General features: G+C 72.2%; 21 protein-coding genes. 15 read left to right on the forward strand and 6 right to left on the reverse strand.

The features are described 5' to 3' along the window. Positions 1 to 12 precede the first annotated feature (12 nt). A complete protein-coding gene (locus tag AB0M46_RS31210; RefSeq protein ID WP_363341808.1) occupies positions 13 to 420 on the reverse strand; it encodes a roadblock/LC7 domain-containing protein in 408 nt (135 codons plus the stop codon). Continuing rightward, a complete protein-coding gene (locus AB0M46_RS31215) occupies positions 420 to 2,879 on the reverse strand; it encodes a nitrate- and nitrite sensing domain-containing protein (RefSeq protein WP_363341810.1) in 2,460 nt (819 codons plus the stop codon). Before AB0M46_RS31215 ends, AB0M46_RS31210 begins: the two co-directional genes overlap by 1 nt. A gap of 392 nt (positions 2,880 to 3,271) precedes the next feature. Between AB0M46_RS31215 and AB0M46_RS31220 the strand changes: the two genes are divergently transcribed. The 5 genes from AB0M46_RS31220 (at position 3,272) to AB0M46_RS31240 (ending at position 7,897) form a co-directional block, all read left to right on the forward strand. After that, positions 3,272 to 4,402: an ABC transporter substrate-binding protein gene (locus AB0M46_RS31220; RefSeq protein WP_363341812.1), complete on the forward strand. Its 1,131-nt coding sequence runs from the start codon at positions 3,272 to 3,274 to the stop codon at positions 4,400 to 4,402. 74 nt (positions 4,403 to 4,476) lie between these two features. Then, the gene (locus AB0M46_RS31225) at positions 4,477 to 5,499 is read left to right on the forward strand and encodes an ABC transporter substrate-binding protein (protein ID WP_363341814.1); all 1,023 of its coding nucleotides are present in this window, start codon (positions 4,477 to 4,479) and stop codon (positions 5,497 to 5,499) included. 2 nt (positions 5,500 to 5,501) lie between these two features. Beyond that, positions 5,502 to 6,302 carry a class I SAM-dependent methyltransferase gene (locus AB0M46_RS31230; RefSeq protein WP_363341816.1) on the forward strand — a complete coding sequence of 267 codons (801 nt, stop codon included), beginning with the start codon at positions 5,502 to 5,504 and terminating at the stop codon, positions 6,300 to 6,302. Beyond that, entirely contained in the window at positions 6,295 to 7,074 is a 780-nt protein-coding gene (locus AB0M46_RS31235) for an ABC transporter permease (protein WP_363341818.1), read from the forward strand. The genes AB0M46_RS31230 and AB0M46_RS31235 overlap by 8 nt, the downstream gene beginning before the upstream one ends. A gap of 13 nt (positions 7,075 to 7,087) precedes the next feature. Next, the gene (locus AB0M46_RS31240; RefSeq protein WP_363341820.1) at positions 7,088 to 7,897 is read left to right on the forward strand and encodes an ABC transporter ATP-binding protein; all 810 of its coding nucleotides are present in this window, start codon (positions 7,088 to 7,090) and stop codon (positions 7,895 to 7,897) included. Between the two features lie 69 nt (positions 7,898 to 7,966). Here AB0M46_RS31240 and AB0M46_RS31245 read toward each other — a convergent pair whose 3' ends face one another. Then, a complete protein-coding gene (locus AB0M46_RS31245) occupies positions 7,967 to 10,906 on the reverse strand; it encodes a M36 family metallopeptidase (RefSeq protein ID WP_363341821.1) in 2,940 nt (979 codons plus the stop codon). Between the two features lie 425 nt (positions 10,907 to 11,331). Between AB0M46_RS31245 and AB0M46_RS31250 the strand changes: the two genes are divergently transcribed. Continuing rightward, positions 11,332 to 12,207, forward strand: coding sequence for an LLM class flavin-dependent oxidoreductase (locus AB0M46_RS31250; RefSeq protein ID WP_363341823.1), 876 nt, complete (start codon positions 11,332 to 11,334; stop codon positions 12,205 to 12,207). Between the two features lie 125 nt (positions 12,208 to 12,332). Here the strand turns inward: AB0M46_RS31250 and AB0M46_RS31255 are convergent, their stop codons facing one another. Continuing rightward, positions 12,333 to 12,866: a DinB family protein gene (locus AB0M46_RS31255; protein WP_363341825.1), complete on the reverse strand. Its 534-nt coding sequence runs from the start codon at positions 12,864 to 12,866 to the stop codon at positions 12,333 to 12,335. 100 nt (positions 12,867 to 12,966) lie between these two features. Between AB0M46_RS31255 and AB0M46_RS31260 the strand changes: the two genes are divergently transcribed. The 4 genes from AB0M46_RS31260 to AB0M46_RS31275 all read left to right on the forward strand — a co-directional run bounded on the left by AB0M46_RS31260 (position 12,967) and on the right by AB0M46_RS31275 (position 19,848). Then, positions 12,967 to 13,308: a VOC family protein gene (locus AB0M46_RS31260; protein ID WP_363341827.1), complete on the forward strand. Its 342-nt coding sequence runs from the start codon at positions 12,967 to 12,969 to the stop codon at positions 13,306 to 13,308. A 66-nt stretch (positions 13,309 to 13,374) separates the two neighbouring features. Beyond that, positions 13,375 to 15,741, forward strand: a complete 2,367-nt coding sequence (locus AB0M46_RS31265; protein WP_363341829.1) for an excinuclease ABC subunit UvrA — start codon at positions 13,375 to 13,377, stop codon at positions 15,739 to 15,741. A gap of 97 nt (positions 15,742 to 15,838) precedes the next feature. Continuing rightward, positions 15,839 to 16,642 (forward strand): SGNH/GDSL hydrolase family protein, encoded by an 804-nt coding sequence (locus AB0M46_RS31270; RefSeq protein WP_363341831.1) that lies wholly within the window; start codon positions 15,839 to 15,841, stop codon positions 16,640 to 16,642. A 257-nt stretch (positions 16,643 to 16,899) separates the two neighbouring features. Continuing rightward, the gene (locus tag AB0M46_RS31275) at positions 16,900 to 19,848 is read left to right on the forward strand and encodes a glycosyl hydrolase (protein ID WP_363341833.1); all 2,949 of its coding nucleotides are present in this window, start codon (positions 16,900 to 16,902) and stop codon (positions 19,846 to 19,848) included. Between the two features lie 111 nt (positions 19,849 to 19,959). On the opposite strand, the gene trpD is transcribed toward AB0M46_RS31275, so the two are convergent. Further along, positions 19,960 to 21,009, reverse strand: coding sequence for an anthranilate phosphoribosyltransferase (trpD, locus tag AB0M46_RS31280; protein WP_363341835.1), 1,050 nt, complete (start codon positions 21,007 to 21,009; stop codon positions 19,960 to 19,962). Positions 21,010 to 21,221: 212 nt separating this feature from the next. Then, positions 21,222 to 21,692, reverse strand: a complete 471-nt coding sequence (locus AB0M46_RS31285; RefSeq protein WP_363341837.1) for a hypothetical protein — start codon at positions 21,690 to 21,692, stop codon at positions 21,222 to 21,224. Positions 21,693 to 21,957: 265 nt separating this feature from the next. On the opposite strand from AB0M46_RS31285, the gene AB0M46_RS31290 reads away from it, so the two are divergent. From AB0M46_RS31290 to AB0M46_RS31310, 5 genes are all read left to right on the forward strand, one after another. Next, a complete protein-coding gene (locus tag AB0M46_RS31290) occupies positions 21,958 to 23,178 on the forward strand; it encodes a multidrug effflux MFS transporter (RefSeq protein WP_363341839.1) in 1,221 nt (406 codons plus the stop codon). A 359-nt stretch (positions 23,179 to 23,537) separates the two neighbouring features. Then, positions 23,538 to 24,302, forward strand: coding sequence for a class II aldolase/adducin family protein (locus AB0M46_RS31295; protein WP_344611555.1), 765 nt, complete (start codon positions 23,538 to 23,540; stop codon positions 24,300 to 24,302). An 11-nt stretch (positions 24,303 to 24,313) separates the two neighbouring features. Then, positions 24,314 to 25,564, forward strand: coding sequence for an amidohydrolase family protein (locus AB0M46_RS31300; RefSeq protein ID WP_363341841.1), 1,251 nt, complete (start codon positions 24,314 to 24,316; stop codon positions 25,562 to 25,564). Between the two features lie 11 nt (positions 25,565 to 25,575). Next, a complete protein-coding gene (locus AB0M46_RS31305; protein WP_363341843.1) occupies positions 25,576 to 26,340 on the forward strand; it encodes a GntR family transcriptional regulator in 765 nt (254 codons plus the stop codon). 44 nt (positions 26,341 to 26,384) lie between these two features. Further along, positions 26,385 to 26,952 (forward strand): FAD-dependent oxidoreductase (locus AB0M46_RS31310; RefSeq protein ID WP_363341845.1); only part of this gene is annotated, 568 nt, incomplete at its 3' end.

Raw genomic sequence — 26,952 nt, forward strand, 5'->3', positions numbered from 1 at the left:
CGCCGCGGTCGCCTACCGGGCCACCGTCTCGCGCGGGGGCGACACCAGCGACTGGCCGACCCGCTCGACCAGCAGCGCCATCTCGTAGCCGACGTGCCCGACGTCGCAGTGCCGGGCCGCGAGCACGACGAGCGAGGAGCCGTCGCTGATCGCCATGAGGATCAGGTAGCCGGCCTCCATGTGCACGATCGTCTGGCGCACCTTGCCGCCGTCGAAGTGCCGGGCCGTGCCGTAGGTCAGGCTCACCAGCCCGGCCGTGATCGAGGCGAGCTGCTCGGCCCGCTCGGGCGGCAGGTCGCCGGTGGCGGCCAGCAACAGCCCGTCGGCCGAGACCGCGATGACGTGCGCGACCCCCTCGAGCGGCTGGGCGAAGCTGTCGAGCAGCCAGCTCAGGTTCTCCAATGCGCCGGACCCCGTCATCAGCGATTCTCCTCCGTTGCCTGGGCGTGGTGCTCCACGGTCGCGCCGGCCTGACGTCCACGCTGGACACCCCGCTGGTACGACGACAGCAGGCCCCGCAGTTCCGTGGCGCTGGGCCGGTTGAGCTTCGCCGGCCGGGCGGGCACGCCGCCGGGCACGAGCTGGGCCTGCGGCTGGCGGATGGGCAGGCCGGAGCGGGTGCTCCCGTCGGTCGGGGGGTGCTGCGCCGCGGCGGCGGCGCGCCAGCCGTCGTCGGCCCGGGTGCGCCAGCGGTCGGGCACCTCCCCGGCCGGCGGCATGGGCGGCGCCGTCGGCCGGGGCGCGGGCGGCGGCGGCCCGCCCAGCGCGGTGTGGCCGCGTTCGTGGAACCAGGTCGCCTGGATCTCGCGGAAGATCGGAAGCTCCGTCGTGTCGTCGTCCACCGCGACGGGAGCCACGAGGCCGGCCCACCGCTCGGCGGGAGGCGCCGCCTCCATCAGCGTCGCGCCCGGGCTGCGCCGGGCCGGCAGCGCGGCCGGGCGCTCCTCGCGCGGCAGCACGAGCACCCCGGCCGGCAGCACGATCTCGGCGATGGTCCCGCCACCGGCGTTGGCGCGCAGCTGCACCGTGATGTGGTTGCGGGCGGCGAGGCGGCCGACGACCGCGATGCCCATCAGCCGGAACGCGCCGATGTCGACCGGGGCCGGCTCGGCCAGCCGGCGGTTGAAGTCGGCCAGGGCGTCGGGGGCGATGCCGAGCCCGCGGTCCTCGATGCGCACCACCGTGCGGTCGCCGAGGCGCTGCCCGCCCATCATGACCGGGGCGTGCGGCGGCGAGAACCGGGTGGCGTTGTCCATGAGCTCGGCCAGCAGCCGCACCACGTCGTTGACCGCCCGGGCGGCGACGTGGACCTCGTCGTCGACGTGGGCGAACTCGACGCGCTCGTAGAGCTCGATCTCGGACTGGGCGGCGCGCATGACGTCGAGCAACGGCGCGTCCTGGCGGCGCGGCGGCGCCGTGTCGGCACCGGCCAGCACGAGGACGTTCTCGTCGTTGCGGCGCATGCGGGTGGCGAGGTGGTCGAGCGCGAACAGCTGGGCCAGCCGCTTCGGGTCCTCCTCGCCGCGCTCGATCCGGTCGAGCTGGCCGATCATCCGGTCGACCAGGGTCTGGCTGCGCCGGGCCAGGCCGAGGAACATGGCCGAGACGCTGTTGCGCAGCACGGCCTGCTCGGCCGCGACCCGGACGGCCTCGCGGTGCACGGTGTCGAAGGCCCGCACCACCTCGCCGATCTCGTCCTTGTGCCCGGCGCCGGCCGGGGCCCGGACCTGGCCGGCGATCTCCTGCGGCGAGCTCTCCCCCAGCGCGCTGGCGTCGCGCAGCCGGCTCACCAGCGCCGGCAGGTCCTGCCGGGCCACGGTGAGCGCGGTCTGGCGCAGCTGCCGCAGCGAGCGGATCATCGAGCGGGCGGTCATCAGGGCCAGGCCGATCACCACGGCCAGCACGAGCAGCACGACGGCCGACTCCACGACCACCCGGCGGCGCACCTGCGCGCCGATGGCGGAGGCGTCGCCGGCCAGGGCGTCGTCGAGCCGCTCCTCGGTCCAGCGCATGAGGTCGTTGACCGCGCCGAACACGGCGACCGCGTCGTCGGCGGTGACCGGGGGCGGCTGGCCGACCGAGCGCTGCAGCGCGCCGGTCATGTCGTCGGCCATCTGGGTGGCGTCGCCGGCGATGGTGGCCTCGACGATCTGGCGCTGCCGGACGCTGGCCGACAGCGAGAAGGCGACGAACGCCTCCTGCTGCCCGGTGAGCGTGGCCAGCAGCGACGAGAGCTGGTGGGCGTCGAGCGGCCCCGTCTTCAGCGCCGCGTAGGCGATCGCCTCCTGCTGCGACACCTGCGCCTTGGCCTTGGAGAAGGCGGCGGCCGCGCGCAGCTCGTCGGCGAGGGTCGGGTCGGTGCTCACCTGGGCGACGGCCTCGCGGTAGGCGACCAGGTCGTCGACGACGACGCCGTAGCGCACCAGGACCTCGCCGACCGACACGCCGGGGCGCCCGGCGACGTCCTTGCGGATCACGGCGAGCGAGTCGAGCTGGTCGTCGATGCGGTCGAGCCGGTCGCGCACGGCGCCGGGCACGTCGCCGAGGGAGTGCCGGCGCCCGGTGTAGCCCGTCACCGCTGCGTCCGTGCGCACGATCTGGCGGTTGTAGGCCTCGGGCGGGACGGCCGTCGAGGACAGCAGCGCCGCGGCCGCCATCCGCTCCAGGTGGACCTGCTGGGCCAGGGCGGACACGTCGGCGGAGAGCCGGGTCAGGCCGCCGACCCGCTCAGCGTCGCCCGCCCGCCGGCCGGCGTCGCCGAGGCGGAACGCGGCCAGCGTCACGATCGCCAGGATCGGGATCAGCAGGATCAGCCCGAGCTTGGACCGGATCCGGGCATTGGCCAGCCGGGGCAGGCCGATGCGAAACGGTGCGGGCATGCAGGATCTCCGCGGTTGGTCGCCGATGACGGTCCCGGCGCATGCGGCGCGCGGGATGCAACGGTCGGGCATGGTGCTCCACCCCCGGGTGGCCCGGGGCGCGGGGCAGGGCATTTCACCACGAACGAGACTACCGACGAAAGCCCCGGGCGTCCGACCGCATCCAGCGAAATTTGTCGATCAAGCTAATGGCCAGGGCATTTATGAATGACACTGAGTAAAGGAGGCCCGTTCGCGTGGGTACTGTACCGGACGGCCCGGCATGCGATTCAGCAAGGGGGCGGAACGCGTAATTCGAACCTCTTGACCGACCTGGTAGGAGTTGGCAAGGTGTTGGGCGCAAACTTCGACCGGGGGGAATCGACGTGCCGCGGTGGCGCAATCTTGCGACGATGCTGGCGGTCGCGCTGACAGCATCGGCGGGATGCACCGACGCCAATGCCTGTAACGGCGCCGACGTGGTCGTGGCGGCGAGCCTGGAGCTTTCCGGGAGCGCGGCCGACCTCGGGGTGGCCTACCAGCGGGCGCTGGAGCTGCGGGCGGCGCAGATCAACGCCAGCGGGCTGCTGGGCCGGCGCCGGGTCACGGTGAAGTTCCAGGACAACCGCGGCGACCCCGCCATCGCGCTGAGCCAGATCACGGCGTTCACCGAGGACTCCTCGGTGGTCGCGATCGTCACCGGCGCGTGCGCCGAGTGCACGATCGGGGCGGCCGGGCCGATCGACGCCCACCGCAAGCCGACGATCGCACTGTCGCCGGTCGCGGCGGTGAGCGCGCCGGTCTCCGAGCGGCGCTACATCTTCCGCCTGGCCCCCAACGCGGACGACAACGCCGTCGTGCTCGGCCGCGAGCTGGGCCGGGCCGGGCAGCGCAAGCTCGCCTTCCTGGCCAGCGACGACGCCTACGGCCGGGGCGGCACCGACGCGCTGACCAGGGAGGCCGGCAAGATCGGGGCCAAGGTGGTGGCGCACGCGCAGTACGCGCCGTCCGACGCCGACCTCGGCCGCGCGGCCCGCGCGGCACTGGCCGGCAACCCGGACGCGGTCGTGGTCTGGGGCTACCCGCCGCAGGCCGGGCTCGCGGTCGCGGCGCTGCGCGGCGACGGCTACCACGGCGCGGTGTACCTGGACGCCGACGCGGCCGGGGACCTCTTCCTCGGCGGCCCGGCGGCAAACACCGACGGCACGGCGCTCGTCTTCACCCAGACGCTCGCCATCGATGACGTCATCGCGACCACCCCCGCGAAGGCGGCCCGGCGGCAGTGGTTCCAGGACTACACGTCGCACTACGGGACGTACCACGGCCACGCCTCCTTCGCCGCCGACGCCCTGCAGCTCGTCGCGAACGCGGTGGCGCACTCCGGATCGACCGACGGCGACACGCTGCGGGCCCGGCTGGAAACGTCGCAGATCGACGGCCTGAGTGGCCCCATTCGATTTACCCCCAACAATCATTCGGGCTTCATGCCGCAGGCGCTCACGATGCTCGAGGCGCGGGCCGGCCGATGGCGGCTGGCCGGATAGCACGAACGTTCGAATCGCGGCGGACATCGGCCGCCGAATACACACGTCCGGACATGAGAAACGGGAGAATGGCGATGAGGCGTTATCGCGCGCTACTCGCAGGCGTGCTCGCCGTGGCGCTGATCGGCGCGGCGGCGGGGTGCTCGGATTCGAAGGCGGAGCCCGCGGCTGCCGGCGGGGGCTCCGCGAAGGCGGACAAGGTCACGTACCTGACGGCGTTCGGCGCGGTCGGCCGCGACGCGTTCGCCTGGGTGGCGCAGGAGAAGGGCTACTTCAAGGAGGCCGGCCTCGACGTCACCATCCAGCTCGGCGCGGCCACCGGCGAGAACCTCAAGGGCCTCGCCGCCGGTCAGGCTCAGTTCGCCAACCTGGACCTGATCGGCGCCTGGATCCTCGCCGGCAAGGGCGAGTACAAGGACTTCCGCGCCATCGCCGCGATCCATCAGCAGTCGCTGGTCTCCATCGTGGCCCTCGAGGGCTCGGGCATCACCTCGCCCAAGGATCTCGAGGGCAAGAAGGTCGGCGCGGCCACCGGCTCGGTGAACCAGCTGCTGTTCCCGGCCTACGCCAAGCTGGCCGACATCGACCCGGCCAAGGTTCAGTGGGTCAACGCGCAGCCGCCCCAGCTGCCCGCGCTGCTGGCCGGCGGCCAGGTGCAGGCGCTGAGCACGTTCCTGATCGGCACCAAGGGCATCGAGAAGGCGGCCGGCGGCAAGAAGACCGTCGTGCTGCCCTACAGCAAGTACCTCGGCGACCTCTACGGCAACGGCATCATCACCACCTCGAAGCTCGCCAAGGAGAACCCGGACCTCGCCCGCCGGTTCCGCGACGCCTCGCTCAAGGCGCTGAAGTACACCATCGAGCACCCGGACGAGGCCGCCCAGATCCTCAAGAAGGCGCAGCCCGCCGCGGACATCACCGCCGCGGTCGGCGAGATCACGCTCATGACGCCGTACGTCGGCTCCGGCGGCACGCTCGGCAGCATGGACCAGCAGCGGGTCGCCCGCGCGATCGCCACGCTGCAGGCCGGTGGGCTGATCCCGGCCGGGCTCACGCCGGACGCGGTCGTCGACTTCGACCTCACCCCGAAGGCCTGACCATGACGGCAGCCATCGATCCCGTGTCGCGGTACTCCTTCAACAACGACGACCCGGAGTCCGTCGGGCGGCACAGCCACCTCTCGGACATCCTCGACGGCCTCACCTTCCGGCGCCTCGCCACCGTGGGTGACCTGGCCGGGAAGCGCTGCCTCGAGGTCGGCGCCGGCGGCGGCAGCGTCGCCCGGTGGATGGCCGAGCAGGGCGGCGACGTGCTGGCCACCGACCTCAACGTGCGGCACGTGCCGGTCGGCGCCGGCTTCCGGGTGCTGCGCCACGACCTGGCGACCGAGCCGGTGCCGGACGGCCCGTGGGACCTCATCCACGCCCGGCTGGTCCTGCTGCACATCCCCCAGCGCGAGGAGATCCTGGCCCGGCTCGCGGCCTCCCTCGCGCCGGGCGGGGCGATCGTGGTCGAGGACTGGGCGACCGAGTTCGGCCGCCTGTGCCTGTCCGCCCCCGACGCCGGGACCGCCGGGATCATCGAGCACTACCGCGACCTGCTGGTGAACACCGTGCTCCCGGCCCGGGGCAACGACCCGACCTGGGCCGCGAGCGTGCACGAGCGGATGGTCGGCCTCGGGCTGGAGGCGCAGACGGTCGTCGAGGCCGAGTCGTGGCCCGGCGGCAGCCCCGGCGCGCTGCTCATCGCGGCCAACGTGGCCCAGCTGCGCGACGACTTCATGGCCGCGGGCTTCACCGAGGAGCACATCGAGCGCCTGTACGCCGCCGTGCGGGACCCGCGGCTGGTCGTGCGCGGCCACTTCACCTACTCGACCATCGGCCGACGCCCGCATGCCTGACGAAGAGCGCGCCGCGCCCCGCTGGACCGGCCCCGTGCTGCCCCTGGTCGGCGCCGCCGTGGCCGTCGGCCTGTGGTGGGGCGCGACCGCGCTCTTCGGCATCCGGGCGTTCTTCCTGCCCGCTCCCCCGGACATCGTCGCGGCGTTCCGCGCGCAGCCCGCGTACCTGCTGCGGGAGGCGTGGGCGACGCTGCAGGAGACGGTGCTGGGCTTCGTCCTCGCGGTGGCGGCCGGGCTGCTGCTGGCCATGCTGCTCACCGCGTCGCGGGCGGTCGAGCGGGCCACGCTGCCGCTCATCGTGGCGCTCAACTCGATCCCGAAGGTCGCGCTCGCGCCGCTGCTGATCGTCTGGCTCGGCTACGGCCCGGCCCCGAAGATCGTGATGATCGTGCTCATCGCCTTCTTCCCGATCGTGGTGGCCTCGGTCGCCGGGCTGAGCTCCACCCCGGCCGACCTCGGCGAGCTGGCCGCGTCGCTGACCGCGTCGTGGTGGCAGGCGTACCTCAAGGTGCGCCTGCCCTGGGCGCTGCCCCAGGTGTTCGTGGGGCTCAAGCTCGGCATCTCGCTGGCCGTCATCGGCGCCGTGGTCGCCGAGATCAGCAGCCCCAACGGCGGGCTCGGTGCGGTCATCGTGCTGTCCGGCAGCTCGCTGGACACCCCGCTCGCGTTCGCCGCCATCACGCTGCTGGCGGCCCTGAGCATCGTGCTGTTCTACCTCGTCGTGGGCCTGGAGCGGCTGCTGCTGCCCTGGGCGCGGGCGATCTCCGGGTAAGCGAGGAGGTCTCGTGATCGAGCTGATCGGGGTGTCCCGGACGTTTCGCACCCGGGCCGGGGACATCGAGGCGCTGCGGGCGATCGACCTGAGCGTCGCCGAGGGCGAGTTCCTGGCGGTCATCGGCCGCTCCGGCTGCGGCAAGTCCACCCTGCTGCGGCTCGTGGCCGGGCTGCTGCGCCCGACCGAGGGCCAGGTCCACGTCGGCGGCGCCCCGGTCGCCAGGCCGAGGCGGGACGTCGCCCTGATGTTCCAGCGCCCGGCGCTGCTGCCGTGGCGCTCGGTGCTGGGCAACGTGCTGCTGCCGCTGGAGATCCACGGCCAGGCCCGCCGAAGCAAGCAGAGCGCGGGCGAGCGGGAGCGGGCCCGCGCCCTGCTGGACTCGGTCGGCCTGGCCGGCTTCCACAAGCGCCTGCCGCACGAGCTGTCCGGCGGCATGCAGCAGCGGGTGGCGCTGTGCCGGGCGCTGGTGCAGCGGCCCCGGGTGCTGCTCATGGACGAGCCGTTCTCCGCGCTGGACGCGCTGACCCGGGAAGAACTGGCCGGGCAGCTGCAGCAGGTGCACATGGAGGTGCGGCCGACGACGATCTTCGTCACCCACTCGATCCAGGAGGCCGTGCTGCTCGCCGACCGGGTCGCCGTGCTCGGCGAGCGGCCGGGCCGGGTGCGGCGCATCATCACCGTGGACATCCCCCGGCCGCGCTCGTTCGGCCACAACGCCCACCTGGCCGACGTCACGGCCCGCGTCGCCGAGCTCACCGACCTGCTGCACGCCACGGACGCGCCGGCGAAGGCCCTGCTGGACTCCGGCCCGGCCGGCTGACCGCCCGGGTCATGCAGGCGGGCCCCGCCGGACGATGCCGACGGGGCCCTGGACGGTGTTACCTCTTGCCTACTGCCCCGGCGTGATGTTGCCGCTGGAGCCGAAGACCTGCACCTCGGCGATGCGGACCTCGTTGCGGAACGGGCTGTTGGTAGCGCAGTCCGTGTTCGCCCGCGGGTCGTTGTCCTGCTCCCCGGCGTAGAACGGGTTACCGGTGCACTGGCTGGACAGCACGACCACGCGCACGTGCGTGGCCAGCGTCGGGTGGATGTCGAAGGTGCGCAGGTTCAGCTGCGGCGCCACCGGACGCCAGGCGCCGCCCGGGAAGGCGTCGTCGTTGCTGCGGTACGCCTCCTTGTAACTCGAGTCCTGGCTGCAGTCGGCCTTCGTGGCGTCGCAGGTGAGGACCGCGAACGAGCGCAGGGCGCTGAACCGGTTCTGGTTCGCCGTGGGGGAGTCGACGTCGCCCTTGAGGGCCGGGCGCAGCAGGGCACTGATGTTCAGCGACTGGACGTTGACCGGCTTGTCGCCGGCCAGGTCGATCGTGACCTGCTTGCCGGCCACGCCGTTCACCGACGCCCAGTTGGTGGCCTCGGTCTCGTCGTTGATCTTGGGGAGGTTGACGCCGTCACCCGTCGCCACGGCGCCCAGAGCCGACGATGCCACGTTCTGCGGCAGCTTCAGCTTCAGGTCCTGCTTGCCGGGCTTGAAGGTGGCGGTGAACTTCTGGCTGCCCCAGCCCTTGCCGTTGACCACGAAGTGGAACTCGGTGTTCGGCAGGATCTGGAACGTGTCCGGCAGCGGCGTCGACGGGTCGGTGTCGGCCACGGGGGTCACCCGCGCCTCGTAGTCACCGACGTACAGCGTGATGTTCGCGCCGGCGGAACCGGCCATCGGCCGCAGGGTCACGGTCGCGTTGTCGGCGTACGGCGAGTGGAAGCTCGGCGTCGGGTCGTGGTCCGACGGCGCGCCCGTCGCCCCCTCGCCCAGGCCGGACTCGGCGAAGCCCTTCCAGATGATGTCCTGGTTGGCCCCGCCGAAGCGGACCAGGTCGGCCGCCAGCATGTTGTCGCGCATGCTGGTCATGGTGGCCCCGCTGGCCGCCTGCAGCAGGAACGAGTCGAACATCAGCTGGATCCAGCGCCGGTTACCGGGGCAGGACGCCACGTCGGCGAGGCCGTCGGCGCACTTCTGCTGCAGCTCGGGGGTGCCGAGGCCGTAGCGGCTGACGAACTCCTTGCGCACGCGCAGGTTCGTGGCGACCCAGATCTCGCCGTCGGCGTGGACCTCGGGGCCGACCAGGTCGAAGCCGAAGTCCGAGTAGTTCAGCGGGCTCTTGCTGGCGTCGTAGTCGCGGATGCCCTCGTGCAGGTTGCCCGTGACGTAGGCGCCGGTGACGTACTCGGTGTCGCCCGGAGCGCGCAGGCCGTTCTCGTACAGGTACTCGGCGGCGACCAGGTCGCTCCACGCCTCGCCCATCGAGCCGCCCTGCGTGCCGGTGATGCCGTTGTTCGGGCCGGCGATCATGCGGTTGGTGATCGCGTGGGTGTACTCGTGCCCGATGACGGTCATGTCGTAGTCGCCGTCAACGCACGGCGGGTACGCCGAGCCGGCCACCGGCTGCCACAGGTACATGTTGGTGGTCGACGCCGCGCCGTCACGGCCGGTGCTCTGGTTGGCGTTGTTCCGGCTGCCGCTCAGGGCACCGGACTGCGCGCGACCCAGCTCGGGGTCGTTGCCCAGGCCGCCCGGCTTGTTGTTGACGACCTGCATGTTCCACGCGGCCTCGGTGAAGCCCAGGTGGTAGCTGAAGTCGTGCATCCGGTTGTGCATGCCGAACAGGTTCGACACCGCCGCGTCCGCGTCGTTACGCCTCGCCGAGGTGAACACGTCCGGGTTGCACTTGGACTCGTGCCACTGGTCGGTGAACGCGTAGTTGTAGTTGCGGTCCGTCTTGGTGGCCGCCGGGAAGGCCGCCACGCCACCGCCCCACTGCACCACGTTGTTGGCCGAGTTGCCCGACGAGGTGAACGTCGGCTGACCGGTGAGCTGGTTGACGTCCCAGGCCTTGCCCGAGGAGGCGTCGCTCACGGTCTTCGCGCAGTTGACCAACGGAGTGAAGCACCAGGTCACACGGGAGTCGTTGCCCGGGGTGACCTGCTGCGGCGCGGCCGTCGGGTAGACGGCCCAGCTCGGGTTGTCGGAGTCGAAGTCGACCATGTCCTCACGGACGAGGATCTCGCCCGTACGCGCGTCGACGAAGGTCGAGTAGGCGATGGGGTTGTCGGCGTCCGTCGAAACCAGTGTCACCTGGTACGCGGCGCGCGGCCCGTCCTGCGGGGTGGGCACGGCGACCTCGAGCACGTCGGGCGCGCTGATCTGACCGGCCGTGAGCCCGGCGTCGGCCAGGGCCGCGGCGACGGCGTCGGACACCGACAGCGTCGCCGGCTCCGGCGCGGTGGTGTCGCGCGAGAGCGACGACGTGACCCGCACGACGTTGCCCTCGTTGAGCAGAATCGCCACGAGACCGTCGTGACCGGCCGGCAGGTTGCCGAAGCGCTGCTGCAGCTGCACGACGGTGCCGGTGCCGAGCGGCTGGACGAAGATCGGGTCCATCGCGTCGACGGCCGAGGCGTCGAGCGCGTACAGATCCTGGTTGTCCAGCAGGTACTTGCGGGCCGCGGCGACCGGGTCGCCGGTCAGGCCGGTGGCCAGGGCCGCGTCCGGGCCGACGGCCTCGGGCTCGCCGAGCGCGTTCCAGCGGACCTTGTCGCCACCGACACGGTCGGCGGCCGCCTTCTGCTTCGCGGTCGGCGCTTTGCCACCGCGGCGGTTGTCGACGTCACGCGGGCCGTGCCCGTCGATGTCATGGGCCTTTCCGGGGTTGGGCTTGGGATCGGCGGCGGCGGGCGCGGCGGTCACCGCGCTCGTCGCCACGACGGCGGCGGCAGTGAACGCGGCTAGCGTCCTGCCCCGCCAGCGCCTGGGGTTCCACCCAGATGTGCGCACGATCGGTTCTCCTCTTGCTAGATGGGGGCGCGTGTTACTCGTTGGGGGCGCCAAAGTGGATCTCAAGAGGCCTATCACGGCCCGGCGCAGGCACACCAGGCTGCGCGAATTTTGCTCCACAGTGGACAACAAGGCGACAGTCCGGCCAGGACGTGGCGTCGTTGTGGCGCTTCGGGTAACAACGGGCAAATCGATCAAGAGGGCTGCCCGGCGATGTACCGGCACTTCCGGATATGACTCGATTTGAGGGAATGTTCATCAACCGCGATGACCGACATTCGGCTCACGGGAACGATCGACGGCAAGCATTCGCGCCCTAGTGCATAATGCCACATTGCTTATCGATAGCTGTCGCCGCCGGGCAGGTCTGTGTCAAGACCCGCATTTGCGCCCGGCGGTGCCCGCCGGTTGCGTAGGATCGCGCGGTGCGCATCGGTGTCCTGCTGCTTCCGGCCGACCCGTGGGCCCAGTCGGTGCAACGGGCGCGGCACCTGGAGGCGCTCGGTTTCCACCACCTGTGGACCTACGATCACCTCTCCTGGCGGCGGTACCGCGACCTGCCCTGGCACGCCGCGATCCCCTGGCTCACCGGGCTGGCCGGGGTCACCGAGCGGGTCGGGCTGGGCACGATGGTCGCCTCCCCCAACTACCGCCACCCGGTGACGCTGGCCAAGGAGGCGATGACGCTCGACCACGTGAGCGCCGGGCGGGTGATCCTCGGCGTCGGGGCCGGCGGCACCGGCTTCGACGCCACCGTCCTGGGCGGGGAAGCGCCCTCGCCGCGGGAGCGGACCGACCGGTTCACCGAGTTCGTCGAGGTGCTCGACGGGCTGCTCGGCGCCCCGTCCTACAACCACCGCGGCCGCTTCTACGGCGCCGAGGAGGCCCGCATGATCCCCGGCAGCGTCCAGCGCCCCCGCCTGCCGCTGGCGGTCGCCGCGGCCGGGCCGAGGGCGCTGGACCTGACCGCCCGCCTCGGCGACGCCTGGATCACCTACGGCGACCCGGGCGCCGAGGACCAGTCGGCCGCGGCGACCGAGGCGGCCGTGCGCCGGCAGGCGGCGCGGCTGGACGAGCGGTGCGCCGCGCTCGGGCGGGATCCGGGGAGCCTGCGGCGGTACTTCCTCATCGGCAACACCGACGAGCGCCCCCTGGCCAGCGTCGACGCGTTCGAGGACTTCGCCGGCCGGTACGCCGAACTCGGCTTCACCGACCTCGTCTTCCACGACCCGCGCCCCGGCGACCCCGTCCTCACCGAGGACCCCGCCGTCGTCGACGCGATCGCCGAGCGGCTCTTGTAGTCGGGCCGCGTCCTGCCGATCACGCCGGCCCGCGACGGGCCAGGATTCCGCCTGCGCGCGCCCCGCGAAGACCACACGCAGCCGTCCCGGCCGCGGACGCTGTCAGAACGGCCCGGGAGCGCCGGTCAAGCGGAACGCCGCTGCAGGATGCCCTTCAGCAGGGCCGCCTGGCCCACGTGCTGCAACCCCTCCATGACGACTCCCACCAGGCGTTCCTCGACGGTGACGGTGTCGCCCAAGGTCGGGCTGAACGCCGGCCGGTCGAGGTCGTCGGCGGGGCTCTGCCCGAGGTACCCCCGGATCATCGTGACGACCGCGTCGTGATAGCCGGCGACGGCGTCGATGCCGGGCGAGCGGAACGCGGCCAGCTGCGCGGGGCCGTGCCGGTAGCCGGTCTCGTCCGGGTCGGCGGCCATCCCCCACGTCGCGTGCCACCCGGCGTCCACCCACAGCTGCGGGCGCCCGTGCAGCTCGCTCACGTTGCGGTCGTGACTGCGTGTGAGGTGCCACAGCAGCCACCCGATGGTGTTGGTGCCGGGCTCGACCGGCTCGTCCAGCCAGGTCGGCGGCAGTCCGTCGAGCACGTCGAGCAGCTGCAGCTCGGTGCGGTCGATGAGCCGGCGCACGAGGCCGGGCCAGTCACGCTGCACGGTGGTCATCGGGGACCGAGCTTACTCCGCGCAGGATTCGAGAAGCGCGCCCGCCCGGGCGCAACTAGCGTGGACATCACCGAGCGTGACAATCACCTGAGGAGGAGCTATGTCCGACGTCCTGGGCGTGAAGACCATCCTGCACCCCGTCTCCGACCTGGCCAAGGCCAAGGCCGTGTACACCGCCCTGCTCGGCGCCGAGCCGACCGCCGACAGCGAGTACTACGTCGGCTACGACGTCGCCGGGCAGCACATCGGCCTCGTGCCCGGCGGCGGCCAGGGCGGGCCGGTCGCGTACTGGCACGTCACCGACATCGAGGGCAAGATCGCCGAGGTCACCGGGGCCGGCGGCGCGGTCAAGGAGGCCCCCAAGGAGGTCGGTCACGGCCGCCGCGTGGCCACCGTGACCGACGCCGACGGCAACGTGCTGGGCCTGCTCGAGGACAAGTAACGCCGACCGCGCCGTTCCCGCGCCGATAGGGTGGCGCGGGAACGGGCGTATCCAATGGAGGACACGATGAGCGAGGCCGCCGGGCACGTAGCCGACAGCCATGACCTGATCCGCGTGCACGGCGCCCGCGAGAACAACCTCAAGGACGTCAGCGTCGAGATCCCGAAGCGGCGCCTGACGGTCTTCACCGGCGTCTCCGGCTCCGGCAAGAGCTCCCTGGTGTTCAGCACCATCGCGGCCGAGTCGCAGCGGATGATCAACGAGACGTACAGCGCCTTCGTGCAGGGCTTCATGCCGACGCTGGCCCGCCCCGAGGTCGACGTGCTCGACGGGCTGACCACCGCGATCATCGTGGACCAGGCCCGGATGGGGGCCGACACCCGATCCACCGTCGGCACCGCCACCGACGCCAACGCCATGCTGCGCATCCTCTTCAGCCGGCTGGGCAAGCCGCATATCGGCGGGCCGAACGCGTTCTCGTTCAACGTGCCGTCGGTCTCGGCGGCCGGCGCGATCACGGTCGAGCGCGGCAGCAAGACCACGGTCCGCAAGACCTTCAACCGCGTCGGCGGCATGTGCCCGCGCTGCGAGGGGCTGGGCAAGGTCAACGACATCGACCTCACGCAGCTCTTCGACGACGCCAAGTCCCTCAACGAGGGCGCCATCACCATTCCGGGCTACAAGGTCGACAGCTGGTGGACGGTGGGGGTCTTCGCCAAGTCCGGGTTCCTCGACCCGGACAAGCCGATCCGCAAGTACACCAAGAAGGAAATGCAGGATTTCCTGTACCGCGAACCGATCAAGGTGAAGATCGAGAACGTCAACCTCACCTACGAGGGGCTCGTACCCAAGATCCAGAAGTCGTTCCTGTCGAAGGACCGCGACGCGCTGCAGCCGCACATCCGGGCGTTCGTCGACCGGGCGGTCACGTTCACCATCTGCCCCGAGTGCGAGGGCAGCCGGCTGGCCGAGGCGGCCCGCTCCTGCACGATCGAGGGAATCAGCATCGCCGACGCGTGCGCGATGCAGATCAGCGACCTCGCGGCCTGGGTCCGCGGGCTGCGGGAGCCGTCGGTGGGTCCGCTGCTGGACGCGCTCGCCCACACGCTGGAGTCCTTCGACGAGATCGGGCTGGGGTACCTCGCCCTCGAGCGGCCGTCGGGCACCCTGTCCGGCGGCGAGGCCCAGCGGGTCAAGATGATCCGGCACCTCGGCTCGTCGCTCACCGACGTGACGTACGTCTTCGACGAGCCCACCACCGGCCTGCACCCGCACGACATCCAGCGGATGAATGGCCTGCTGCTGCGGCTGCGGGACAAGGGCAACACGGTGCTCGTGGTGGAGCACAAGCCGGAGACCATCGCGATCGCCGACCACGTCATCGACCTCGGCCCGGGCGCGGGCACGGCCGGCGGCACGGTGTGCTTCGAGGGCAGCTTCGACGGGCTGCGCTCCAGCGACACGATCACCGGCCGGCACCTCGACGACCGGGCCGCATTGAAGGCGGGCGTGCGCAAGCCGACCGGTCGGCTCGAGGTGCGCGGCGCCGCGGCGCACAACCTGCGCGACGTCGACGTCGACATCCCGCTCGGCGTGCTGGTCGCGGTGACCGGTGTGGCCGGCTCGGGCAAGAGCTCGCTCATCCACGGCTCGGTGGCCGGCCACGACGGCGTGGTGGCCGTCGACCAGAGCCAGATCCGCGGCTCCCGGCGCAGCAACCCGGCCACCTACACCGGCCTGCTGGAGCCGATCCGCAAGGCGTTCGCCAAGGCCAACGGCGTCAAGCCGGCACTGTTCAGCGCCAACTCGGAGGGCGCCTGCCCGACCTGCAACGGCGCCGGGGTCATCTACACCGACCTGGCCGTGATGGCCGGGGTGGCGACCGTGTGCGAGGACTGCGAGGGGCGCCGCTTCGACGCCTCGGTGCTGGAGTACCGCCTCGGCGGGCGGGACATCAGCGAGGTGCTCGCGATGTCAGTCACGGAGGCCGCCGGGTTCTTCGCCGAGGGCGAGGCCCGCACCCCGGCCGCCTCGGCCGTCCTGGACCGGCTGGCCGACGTCGGGCTGGGCTACCTGAGCCTGGGCCAGCCGCTGACCACGCTGTCCGGCGGCGAGCGGCAGCGGCTCAAGCTCGCCGTGCACCTGGCCGACAAGGGCGGCATCTACGTGCTCGACGAGCCGACCGCCGGGCTGCACCTGGCCGACGTCGAGCAGTTGCTCGGCCTGCTCGACCGGCTCGTCGACGGCGGCAAGTCGGTCATCGTCATCGAGCACCACCAGGCCGTCATGGCGCACGCCGACTGGATCATCGACCTCGGCCCCGGCGCCGGCCACGACGGCGGGCGGGTCGTCTTCGAGGGCACGCCCGCCGAACTCGTCGCGGGCCGCTCGACCATCACCGGCGAGCACCTGGCGGCGTACGTCGGGCGCTGATCCCGCCGCACCCGTTCGTTCAACCGGAAGGGTTTACTCCTTAACCATCGTTTGATATCAATCTCCGCACATGCCCCCGGCACCACTGGAGTGCAACGTGCGGAGAACCCGTCTCGTCACCCTCGCCCTGGGCGTGGCCGCCGCCATCGGCGCCACGCTCCTCGCCTCTTCCCCCGCCGCGGCCGCGGCCTCCGACCGGTACGTAGCCCTCGGCGACTCCTACGCCTCCGGCGTCGGCGCCGACAGCTACACCTCGGAGGGCGGCTCCTGCCAGCGCAGCACCAACGCCTATTCCGCCCTGTACAACGCGAACGTCCACCCTGCCGCGTACCGCTCGGTGGCCTGCTCCGGCGCCACCACCGCCGACGTCGTGAACGGCCAGCTGTCCGCCCTGTCCACCAGCACCACGCTGGTGAGCGTCACCGTGGGCGGCAACGACATCGGCTTCTCCAGCATCATGTCCACCTGCGTGCTCTCCGGCGAGTCCGACTGCATCGCCGCCGTCGCCGCCGCCGAGACGAAGGTCCGCAACGAACTGCCGGCCAGGCTCGCGGGCGTCTACAAGGGCATCCGCTCCCACGCCCCCTCGGCCCGCATCGTGGTCGTCGGCTACCCGGTCTTCTACCAGCTCGGCACGGTCTGCGTCGGGCTGAGCGCCAACTCCCGCGCGAAGATCGACGAGGGCATCAACCTCCTCGACGACGTCACCAAGACGGCCGCCGCCGCGGCCGGCGCGAAGTTCGCCGACGTGCGCTCGCAGTTCGTCGGCCACCAGCTGTGCAGCTACGGCGACAAGTGGCTGCACGCGCTGAACTACCTCAACCTCTCCGTCTCCTACCACCCGACCGCGGCCGGGCAGTCCGGCGGCATGTACCCGGTCTTCCGCTCCGCCGCGGGCTGAGACCGCTCCCCCGCACCGGGGCCGCGCCGCTCGCCCTCTCGGGGCGCGACGGCGGCCCCGGTGTCGGCTTTCCAGGCCCAAGCCAGGACGTCACCGGCACCCTGACCTGCCGGCCGAGAGCGCTCTCATCGCAAATACACAGCTCAGCAACGTTACCAGAAAGCGCTCTCCCGCGTCGCGGCATTGACATTGATCGCGACGATCGCCCATCATTCCCAGGGACCCCCCGCAAGCCCGCCACTACACAGGGAGTCCTGATGCGCCTTGCCCGAGGCCGGCCCGCCGCGGCCGCCGCCCTCGTCGTCGCCGCGGCCGCCGCGGTGCTGACCGTCATGACACTGCCGAGCGCCGAGGCCGCCACCATCGGCTCCGGCAGTTACGCCACGACCCGCCCGGCCGGCACCACCGGTCCGACCGGCTGCGGCAGCATCGCCACCAACCCGCGCCAGTACCTCACCGCCAACGCCCCGGCCGGCCCGGTGCCGACCAACGACTGGTGGTCGTCGCTGCTGTTCAAGCGGACCGACTGCGCGTTCTCCTCGCCGCTGCAGGCGCACCCGATGGCGTTCCAGCCGTCCGCGGGCGGCCTCGGCGTCTCGTACACCACCGACGCCGCCATCTCCGGCACGGCCACCGGCCCCGGCGAGTACCACTACCCGTACACGACCGAGTTCACCCTCGGCGTGACCGGCCTCAACGCGCCGAACACCCTGGTGGACGGCTGGACGGACTGGACCGTCACGCCGTCGTGGTCCGACGGCGCCCGCACCCTGCGCGCCACCATCGGCCACGGCCTGCCCTTCGTCTACGCCCGCACGAGCGGCGGCAACGCCCAGCTGAGTTTCGGCGGGGCGCCCACGGTCTGGACCAACAGCGGCAACCGGGTCGGGTTCACCGTCCGCGGCCACGACTACGTCGCCTACGCGCCCACCGGCGCCACGTGGACCGTCGCCGGCACCGCCATCACGTCCACCCTGGCCGGCAAGGACTACTACTCGGTGGCGCTGCTGCCGACCACCCCGTCCACGCCCGCCGCCGACCGCACCACGCTGGCGAACACCTACGGGCAGTACGCGCACAACCACGTCACCGGGACCCGCATCTCCTGGAGCTTCAACCAGGCGGCGAGCACGGTGAACGCCACGTACTCGTTCACCACCACGGCCCGTGAGGGCACCGGCTCCGGGACCGTGCTCGCGCTGTACCCGCACCAGTGGAAGTACCTCACCGGCGGCAGCCCGATCGCGCAGACCTACGTGTCCCCGCGCGGCACCATGAAGGTGCTGGCCGGCGCCGCGGCGTTCACGACGGCCACGAAGTTCCAGGGTGTACTGCCCGAGATCCCCGCCGTGGCCGACTCCTCCGGCGCCGACCTGACCACCGTCGGCGGCTATCTGGACCAGGTCGCCACCGGTGACCCCCTGGCCGCGTTCGGCAACGACACCTACTGGACCGGCAAGGGCCTGGGCCGGGCCGCCCGCGCCGCGGAGCTCGCCGACCAGCTCGGCCGCACCGCCCAGCGCGACAGCCTGCTGGCCGCGATCCGCACCCGCCTGACCGACTGGTTCACGGCGAGCTCCGGCGAGACGGGCCGGCTCTTCGCCTACGACCAGAACTGGGGCACGCTCATCGGCTACCCCGCCTCCTACGGCTCGGACGCCGAGCTCAACGACCACCACTTCCACTACGGCTACTACATCGCCGCGGCCGCGACCCTGGCCAAGTTCGACCCGGCGTGGGCCGCCCCGGGCGCGTACGGCGGGATGGTGAACCTGCTGATCCGCGACGCCGACAACCCCGACCGCAACGACACCATGTTCCCGTTCCTGCGCGACTTCGACATCTACGCCGGGCACGACTGGGCCTCCGGGCACGGCAACTTCTTCGCCGGCAACAACCAGGAGTCCTCGTCGGAGGGCATGAACTTCGCCAACGCCATGATCCAGTGGGGCATCGCCACCGGCAACACCACGCTGCGCGACGCCGGGCTGTTCCTCTACACCACGCAGGCGCAGGCGATCCAGGAGTACTGGCTGGACTCGTCCGACCAGAACTTCCCGGCCGCGTTCGGGCACAGCACCGTGGGCATGGTCTGGGGCGACGGGGGCGCCTACGCGACCTGGTTCAGCGGTGAGCCCGAGATGATCCAGGGCATCAACATGCTGCCCGTCACCGGGGGCTCGTTCTACCTGGGTTACCGGCCGTCGTACGTCACCACGAACTGGAACGAGATGGTGACCAACAACGGCGGGCAGCCGACGGTATGGCAGGACGTGCTGTGGTCGTTCCTCGCCCTGGGCAACGGTGACCAGGCCCTCGCCAACTTCCGGGCCAACCCGGGGTACACCCCGGAGGAGGGCGAGAGCAAGGCGCACACCTTCCACTGGATCCGCAACCTGGCCGCGCTCGGGCCGGTGGACACCGGCGTCACCGCGAACACGCCGCTGTACGCCGTATTCGCCAAGAACGGCGCGCGCACCTACGCGGCGACCAACCTCGGCACCGCGCCGATCACCGTCACGTTCTCGGACGGCCGCACGCTGAACGTGCCGGCCGGCAAGACGGCGACCACCGGGGCGTACACGTGGGTGGGCGGCAACGGCACGAGCACGCCGCCGTCGTCGCAACCGCCGTCGTCGCAACCGCCGTCGTCCCAGCCCCCGTCGTCCCAGCCCCCGTCCTCCCCGCCGCCCTCCTCCCCGCCGCCGGCCGGGTCCAACCTCTTCTACCTCCGCAGTGGCCCGGCACTGTCCACTGTGGCCGGCAGCGGCGCCACGACGCAGAACGTCAGCGCCGCCAACGGCAACTGGGACGGCACCCCGCACAACCCGGTCACCTACCAGGCCTGCGGCATCACCGGCAGCCTGAACGGCGGCCAGACCGCGTTCTCGTTGCAGGTCGACGCCGCGACGGCGGTCGGGCAGGGGGTCCAGGCCCGGGTGTCGTACGACTTCACCGGCGGCGGCAGCTACGGGCGGGTGGAGACGTACCGGTACTTCGCCACCGACCCGGTCGTGGGCACCGAGGCGTACACCCAGGCGGCCGGCCTGGCGTCGGCGACGGGCACCCTGGCCGCGATGAACCACGGCTGCGTGCGCGTCGAGGTCTGGAACGCCATCGGCAACGCCCCGACGACGGTCCGCATCGACGCGTCGGCGGCCAACGGCAGCCAGTCGACCCTCACCATCCCCTACACCGTTTCCTGAGATCAGGCGGCCGGGGCCGGTGCCCCGCCCGCCCCTCGTTTTCGTGAAGCCCGGGCCCTCACGGCTCCTTGTTTCGTGAGGCCCGGGCCCTCGCTTCCCTCGTTTCGCCAATCAGGCTCGGGCTCTCGCGGACTTCGCCCAGTGGGTCAGGGTGGCCGCGGCGGCGCCGGAGTCGATCGCCTCGGCGCATCGCGCGTACCGGGTCTTCAGGCGGTCGACGAACGGCCCGTCGTCGCCCGGGTCGGCGGCGACCAGGCCGGCGGCGGCGTTGAGCAGCACCGCATCGCGGACCGCGCCCGGCCGCCCGGCCAGCACCTCGTGCACCACCCGCGCGTTGGCCGCCGCGTCGCCCCCGCGCAGGGCACCGGGCGCCGGCGCCGGGATGCCGAGCGCGGCCGGGTCGAGGACCGTGCGGGCGATCGTCCCCTCCCGGACCTCCCACACCTGCGAGGTCGTGGCCGTGCTGAGCTTGTCCAGCCCGTCGTCCCCGCGCACCACCAGCCCGCTCGCCCCGCGCGCCCGCAGCACCTCGGCGACGAGCGGCACCTTGCCCCCGTCGGCCACCCCGACCAGCCGATGGGTCGGACCGGCCGGATTGATGAGCGGCCCGAGCAGGTTGAACACGGTCGGCACCCCCAGCTCCCGCCGCACCGGCGAGGCGTGGCGCATCCCCGGGTGCGCGTGCGCGGCGAACACGAACGTGATCCCGGCCGCCACGGCGACGGCGGCGTGGGCGCTCGGGGTGAGATCCAGCGGTACGCCGAGACGCTCCACCACGTCCGCGGACCCCGCGCTCGTCGCCGACGCCGCCCGCCCGCCGTGCTTGACCACCCGGGCCCCGGCCGCCGCGGCGACGATGGCCGCCATGGTGGAGAGGTTGACCGCGTTGGTGCCGTCGCCCCCGGTGCCCGCCAGGTCGAGCGTCGGCCCGGGCACCGGCACCGGCGTGGCCGCCCGCAGCAGCGCGGCGACGAACCCGCCGAGCTCGGCCGCGGTCTCCCCCTTGGCCCGCAACGCGACCAGCATCGCGGCCAGCCGCACCGGCGAGGCATCGCCGCGGATCACCTCGTCCATGAGCCAGGCCGCCTCGCCCTCGGTCAGGTCACGGCCGGCCAGCAGCCGGGCGAGCAGCGCGGGCCAGGATTCGATGGTGGCGAGCATGGGGATTCCCTCCGGAGTCGAGGCCCCCGGGAAGGACAGGACGACCGCCCGGAGGCGGCCGTCGGCATGACGAGGAAGGGGCCGCCTACGAGGCGGGCCACCAAGCGGTCATGCGCGAGAACACGCGCAAACCTTAACCCACCCCGCCCCGGACGCGAACCCTCACACCGGCACATGTTCCTTCGGCCCGGCGGCCCCACCTCGGCCGTTGCTCACCTCAGGGCGGGACGGAAGCGGATGAAATCCGTCTCGTCCGCGGTGGTGGCAAAAGCCACCTGCCAGCGCCCGGCCCCGAGCGTGATGACGCCTACCCCGTCATTCGCCGGAATCTGCGCCGGATCCGCGGCCCCTTCCGCAGCGGCATCGAACATGTACAGGCGACCGTCGGTCAGCGAGATGACGTCCACCCCGACCGAACGCCAGCTCGCTGCGGGAACCTTCTCAGGGTCGTCATCGGCCTCACTGATCGACGAGCGCACGAGTACCCCGCCCTCGCTGTCCGCCTCGAACCACGTGTGGATCTCACCGTCCAGGACCAGGACCGGCCGACCCTGGACCTCGACCCACCCGAAGCCACCGTACGGCGTTCCCTCGAACACCGGCGGATCGCAGGCCCGGTCGTAGTCACACTCCGGGCCGTTCGCATCGCCCCAGGTCCACCCGTCAGGAACCTCAGCACCCACGGGAGGCAACGTCCCCCGCCAATGCCCGGCAATCTCTGCCGGGACCACGATGATTGGTCCGCCGCCTGAAATTGTCCACGGCCGGCCGCGTTCATCGAGATTGGCCCCCACCGCACCTCCAGCTGATTTCCCTGCGTCACGCAACCTGCGCGACCCGGACAGCTTTCCATGTGCAGCGATGGGCCGTCCCCACGCGGCAGTGACCAGCATTACCGAATCGGCCCGGCCCGGAACATTCTGGCGCCGGGCCGCCTTGACGTTGGTCGTGCGCCGTTTCGGTCTGGTGCTCCTGCTCGGTTTCCTCACCGCGCTCGGGCCGCTCACCATCGACATGTACCTCCCGTCCCTGCCGACCATCACCGACGATCTGCACGCCTCGGCGGCCGCGGTACAGCTGACGCTGACCGGCACCCTGGCCGGCCTCGCCGTCGGCCAGCTGATCGTCGGCCCGCTGGCCGACGCCCTGGGCCGCCGGCTGCCCCTGCTGGCCGGCATCGGCGTGCACGTGCTGGCGTCGGTGCTGTGCGTGTTCGCCCCGAGCCTGGCCGTCCTCGGGACCCTGCGCGTCATGCAGGGCCTCGGCGCGGCCGCCGCGTCGGTGGTGGCCATGGCCGTGGTGCGCGACCTCTGGACCGGCCAGGCCGCGGCCCGCATCCTCTCCCGGCTCATGCTCGTCGTCGGCGTGGCCCCGATCCTGGCCCCGACCATCGGCGGCCTGGTGCTGCGCCTGACCCAGTGGCGGGGCGTCTTCGTGGTGCTCGCCGCCGCGGGCCTGGCCATCCTGGTCGCCACCGCGGTGGCGCTGCCCGAGACCCTGCCCCCGGCCCGCCGCCGCGCCGGGGGCGTGGCCGGCACCGCCCGCGACTACGGCCGCCTGTTCGCCGACCGGGTGTACGTCGGCCTGATCCTCGTCGCCGGCCTGTCGATGGCCGCGCTGATCGCCTACGTGAGCGGCTCCAGCTTCGTCTTCCAGGACGGCTTCGGCCTCTCCCAGCAGCAGTTCGCGTACGTCTTCGCCGGCGGCGCCGTCGGCCTGATCGCCGCCACCCAGCTCAACGTGCGCCTGCTGCGCCGCTGGACGCCGCAGCGCATCCTCCTCGGCGCGCTGGTCACCGGGGCGGCCGCCGGCGCGGTGTTCGTGCTGCTGGCCGCGACCCGCACGGGCGGCCTGCCGGGCGTGCTGATCCCGCTGTGGACGGTGCTGGCCATGGTCGGCCTGGCCATGCCCAACGCCCCGGCGATCGCCCTGTCCCGCCACGGCGAGGCGGCCGGCACCGCCGCCGCCCTGCTCGGCGCGGTCCAGTTCGGCGCGGGCGCGCTGGCGGCGCCGCTGGTCGGGATGCTGGGGGTGGACGCCCTCGCGATGGCGATCGTGGTCTTCGGCGGGATGGCCGCGGCCGCCCTGACGCTGTGGCTGGTCGTGCGCCCGCACCGGCTCCCCGCCGAGCTCCTCGCCGAGCCGGCGACCGCGGCCGCGACCCACTGAAGTCAACCCGGCGACCGCGGGCGCGACCCACTGAAGTCAACCCGGCGACCGCGGGCGCGACCCACTGAAGTCAACCCGGCGACCGCGGGCGCGACCCACTGAGGTCAACCCGGCGACCATGGCCGCGACCCACTGAAGTCGAGCCGGCGATGCTCCGCGCCCGCGGCCAGGGCGCGGCACGGCGAACCCCTCCAATGCCTCGGTGAGGACGGAACCCGGACGTACCGGTCGATCGGCTCTCCGCCAAGCGAGCGCATCAAAGCAGTTTGATGCAAAATCCAACCAAGCGATTGCTTGCCTGGCGCCGCATAAGTTGCTAAATCTTTTACAAGATTTGAGCCGACGGCAGAGGAGGAGCGATGCCGGTAAAGCAGGGCGGCACGGCGGTCTGGGCGCCGCGGGTCACGCCGCCGATCGGAGTCGAGCTCAGCGACGCGCAGGCGTTGGCCTGTGCGTTTCGCATCCTGGCCCGTGACGGGTTCAGCGAGAACATCGCCGGGCACATCACGATGGTCTGCAACGACGACGGGGACATGTACATCAACCCGTGGGGGCTGTGGTGGGACGAGGTGTCCGCCTCCGACCTCTGCGTGGTCGACCGCGACGGGCGGCCGGTCTCCGGGCGCTGGGACGTCACGCCGGCCTTCCACATCCACACCGAACTGCACCGGCGGCGGCCCGACGCGCGGGTCGTGGTGCACAACCACCCGTACTACGTGACGGTGCTCGCGGCGGTCGGCGTGCTGCCCGAGATCGTGCACCAGACCGGTTCGATGTTCGACGGGGACCTGGCCTTCGTGCACGAGTACACCGGCGAGGTCGACGACGCGGAGCTGGGCGCGGACCTGGCCGGGCGCATCGGCGACAAGTCGGTGGTGATCCTGGCCAGCCACGGGATCATCGTCACCGCGCCGACGATCCAGGAGGCGACGTACCGCTCGGCGAGCATCGACCGGGCCTGCCGCCTCGCCTACGACGTCATGCTGCTGGGCCGCGACCCGCTCGCCATCGCGCCCGGGCTGCGCCACGGCATGAAGCGCTCGCTGCTGGAGCGCGGCACCGACGTGTTCTGGGCCGGCGCGGTCCGCCGGCTGCTGCGCGACGAACCCGACGTACTCGAGTAAGGAGCCCCGACATGGCGAACATCGACGAACTGTTGCACAGCACCGGATTCACCACCGCCAGCCGCGACAAGGTCACCTTCCTGCCCGAGCCGCCGCGGCAGGAGCGCAAGTACACGTTCATCTCCGTCGACGACCACATCGTCGAGCCGCCGGACGCCTTCGAGGGGCGGATGCCGGCCAAGTACGCCGAGCAGGCCCCGCACGTCATCGAGAAGGACGGCAGCCACATCTGGGTGTACGACGGCAACGAGTTCCCCAACGTGGGCTTCAACGCCGTCGTCGGCCGGCCCGTCGACGAGTACAGCTTCGAGCCCAGCCGCTTCGACGACATGCGCCGCGGCTCGTGGGACATCCACGAGCGCATCAAGGACATGGACCTGAGCGGGGTGTACGCCTCGCTGTGCTTCCCGTCGTTCCTGCCGGGCTTCGCCGGGCAGCGCATCCAGCTGTCCACGAAGGACCAGGAGCTGGCCCTGGCCGCCACCCGGGCCTGGAACGACTGGAACCTCGAGGCGTGGTCCGGCGCCTACCCCGACCGGATGATCCCCTGCCAGCTGCCGTACTTCCTCGACCCCGAGGTGGGCGCCCAGGAGATCTACCGCAACGCCGAGCGCGGCTTCAAGGCGGTGACCTTCAGCGAGGCGCCGCACATGCTGGGCCTGCCGTCGTTGCACACCGGGCACTGGGACCCCATCATGCGGGCCTGCGCCGAGACCGGCACCGTGGTGAACCTCCACATCGGATCGTCGGGCACCTCCCCGTCGACCGCCCCCGACGCCCCGCCGGACGTCGTCGGCGTGCTCTTCTTCGGGTACTCGATGTTCTCGGCCGTGGACTGGCTCTACTCGCGGATCCCGGTCCGGTTCCCCGACATCAAGATCGTGCTGTCGGAGGGCGGGATCGGCTGGGTGCCCGGGCTGGTCGACCGGCTCAACCACATGCTGAGCTACCACGAGATGTACGGCACGTGGAAGGGCATCGACCTGACCCCCGCCGAGGTGCTGCTGCGCAACTTCTACTTCTGCGCGGTCGAGGACCCCTCGTCGTTCGCCCTGCGCGACGTGATCGGCGTCGACCACATCATGCTGGAGCAGGACTACCCGCACTGCGACTCGACCTGGCCGCACACCCAGCGGACCATCGAGGAGGAGATCGGCGGGCTCCCGGCCGCGGACGTGCGCAAGATGACGTGGGAGAACGCGTCGCGGCTGTACCGCCATCCGGTGCCCGCCGCCGTCCAGCAGGACCCCGACGCCTACTAGGCTGACCGACCGTGGAGCCCCAGGTGCGCGTCCATCGGCTCGCCGAGCAGGTGGCCGACCACATCCGAGCGCAGATCATCGGCGGCGAGCTGGCCGACGGCGACCCGCTGCCGAAGGCGGAGGAGCTGAACCGCCGCTATCCGGTCAGCCTGCCGACGCTGCGCGAGGCGATGCGCATCCTGGAGGCCGAGGGTCTGGTGACGGTACGCCGGGGACGGCTGGGCGGTGCCGTGGTGCACCGGCCGTCCCCGGCCAACCTGGGGTACAACCTGGGGCTCGTCCTCGCCGCCCAGCAGGCCGGCATCGGCGACGTCGCGGCCGCCCTGCGGCACGTGGAGCCGGCCTGCGCCGCGCTGTGCGCCACCCGCCAGGACCGGCGCCGGGTGGTCGTCCCGCGGCTGCGCGAGCTGCACGAGGAGTACCTGGCCAGCATCGACGACCTCCCGGCCGCGGTGGCCGTGTCGCGGCGCTTCCACGAGGCGCTGGTGAGCCTGTGCGGCAACCGGCCGCTCATCGCGCTCGCCGGCGCGCTGGAGGCGGTCTGGTCCAGCCACGAGGAGGACTGGGCCAACCGGACCGAGCCGCATTCGGTGCCGCTGGGCAAACGCAAGGCCTCGGGCGAGATCCACGGCCGGATCCTGGCCCACATCGAGGCGGGCGAGCCCGACGCGGTGCACCGCCTCGCGGCCGCGCACCTGGCCGAGGCCCAGCGCAACCCGCAGCCGGCCGGCGGCGACGCCATCGACCTGGGCCGCCTGCGGGAGCTCATGTACTGAGCACGATCTGTGCCCGATCGACGTACCCACGGTAGGCTCTGTCGATGCGGGTCGTGGTGGTCGGCGCGGGCATCGTAGGAGCGGCGATCGCGTACGCGGCCGCCCGGCGCGGCGCGGAGGTGACGCTCGTCGACGCGGTCGGCCCGGCGGCCGGGGCCACCGGCGCCTCGTTCGGGTGGATCGGCACCTCCGGCAAGTTCCCGGGCGGCGCGGCCGCGCTGCGCGACGAGGTCCTGCCGCACTGGCGGCGGCTCGAGGCGGAGGTGCCGGGGGTCGAGATCCGGTGGACCGGCTCGCTGACCTGGCCGGCGCCCGACGGGCCGGTGCCGGGCGCGCAGCTGCTCGCCGCCGACCGGGTGGCGGCCCTGGAGCCGAACCTGCGCGACCCCTCCCCCGGCGCGCTGCACCGCCCCGGCGACGGATCGGTCGACCCGGTCGCGGTCACCGGCGCGCTCATCGACGCCGCGCGCGGGCTCGGCGCCCGGACGCGGTTCGGGGTGCCGGTCGAGCGGGTGCTGGTCCGCGGGGGCCGGGCCGCCGGGGTGGATAAGCCCGAAGGCCCGAACGGCGCGGACGCCGTAGTCCCCGCGGCCGGGAACGGGGTGGGCCGGC

Source organism: Dactylosporangium sp. NPDC051485, from assembly GCF_040682015.1.
Taxonomy (GTDB): domain Bacteria; phylum Actinomycetota; class Actinomycetes; order Mycobacteriales; family Micromonosporaceae; genus Dactylosporangium.

Coding starts and splice junctions, on each gene's coding strand:
- AB0M46_RS31210 (WP_363341808.1), bottom strand. CDS start 420: ATGACGGGGTCCGGCGCATTGGAGAACCTGAGCTGGCTGCTCGACAGC.
- AB0M46_RS31215 (WP_363341810.1), bottom strand. CDS start 2,879: ATGCCCGCACCGTTTCGCATCGGCCTGCCCCGGCTGGCCAATGCCCGG.
- AB0M46_RS31220 (WP_363341812.1), top strand. CDS start 3,272: ATGCTGGCGGTCGCGCTGACAGCATCGGCGGGATGCACCGACGCCAAT.
- AB0M46_RS31225 (WP_363341814.1), top strand. CDS start 4,477: ATGAGGCGTTATCGCGCGCTACTCGCAGGCGTGCTCGCCGTGGCGCTG.
- AB0M46_RS31230 (WP_363341816.1), top strand. CDS start 5,502: ATGACGGCAGCCATCGATCCCGTGTCGCGGTACTCCTTCAACAACGAC.
- AB0M46_RS31235 (WP_363341818.1), top strand. CDS start 6,295: ATGCCTGACGAAGAGCGCGCCGCGCCCCGCTGGACCGGCCCCGTGCTG.
- AB0M46_RS31255 (WP_363341825.1), bottom strand. CDS start 12,866: ATGACCACCGTGCAGCGTGACTGGCCCGGCCTCGTGCGCCGGCTCATC.
- AB0M46_RS31260 (WP_363341827.1), top strand. CDS start 12,967: ATGTCCGACGTCCTGGGCGTGAAGACCATCCTGCACCCCGTCTCCGAC.
- AB0M46_RS31265 (WP_363341829.1), top strand. CDS start 13,375: ATGAGCGAGGCCGCCGGGCACGTAGCCGACAGCCATGACCTGATCCGC.
- AB0M46_RS31275 (WP_363341833.1), top strand. CDS start 16,900: ATGCGCCTTGCCCGAGGCCGGCCCGCCGCGGCCGCCGCCCTCGTCGTC.
- trpD (WP_363341835.1), bottom strand. CDS start 21,009: ATGCTCGCCACCATCGAATCCTGGCCCGCGCTGCTCGCCCGGCTGCTG.
- AB0M46_RS31295 (WP_344611555.1), top strand. CDS start 23,538: ATGCCGGTAAAGCAGGGCGGCACGGCGGTCTGGGCGCCGCGGGTCACG.
- AB0M46_RS31300 (WP_363341841.1), top strand. CDS start 24,314: ATGGCGAACATCGACGAACTGTTGCACAGCACCGGATTCACCACCGCC.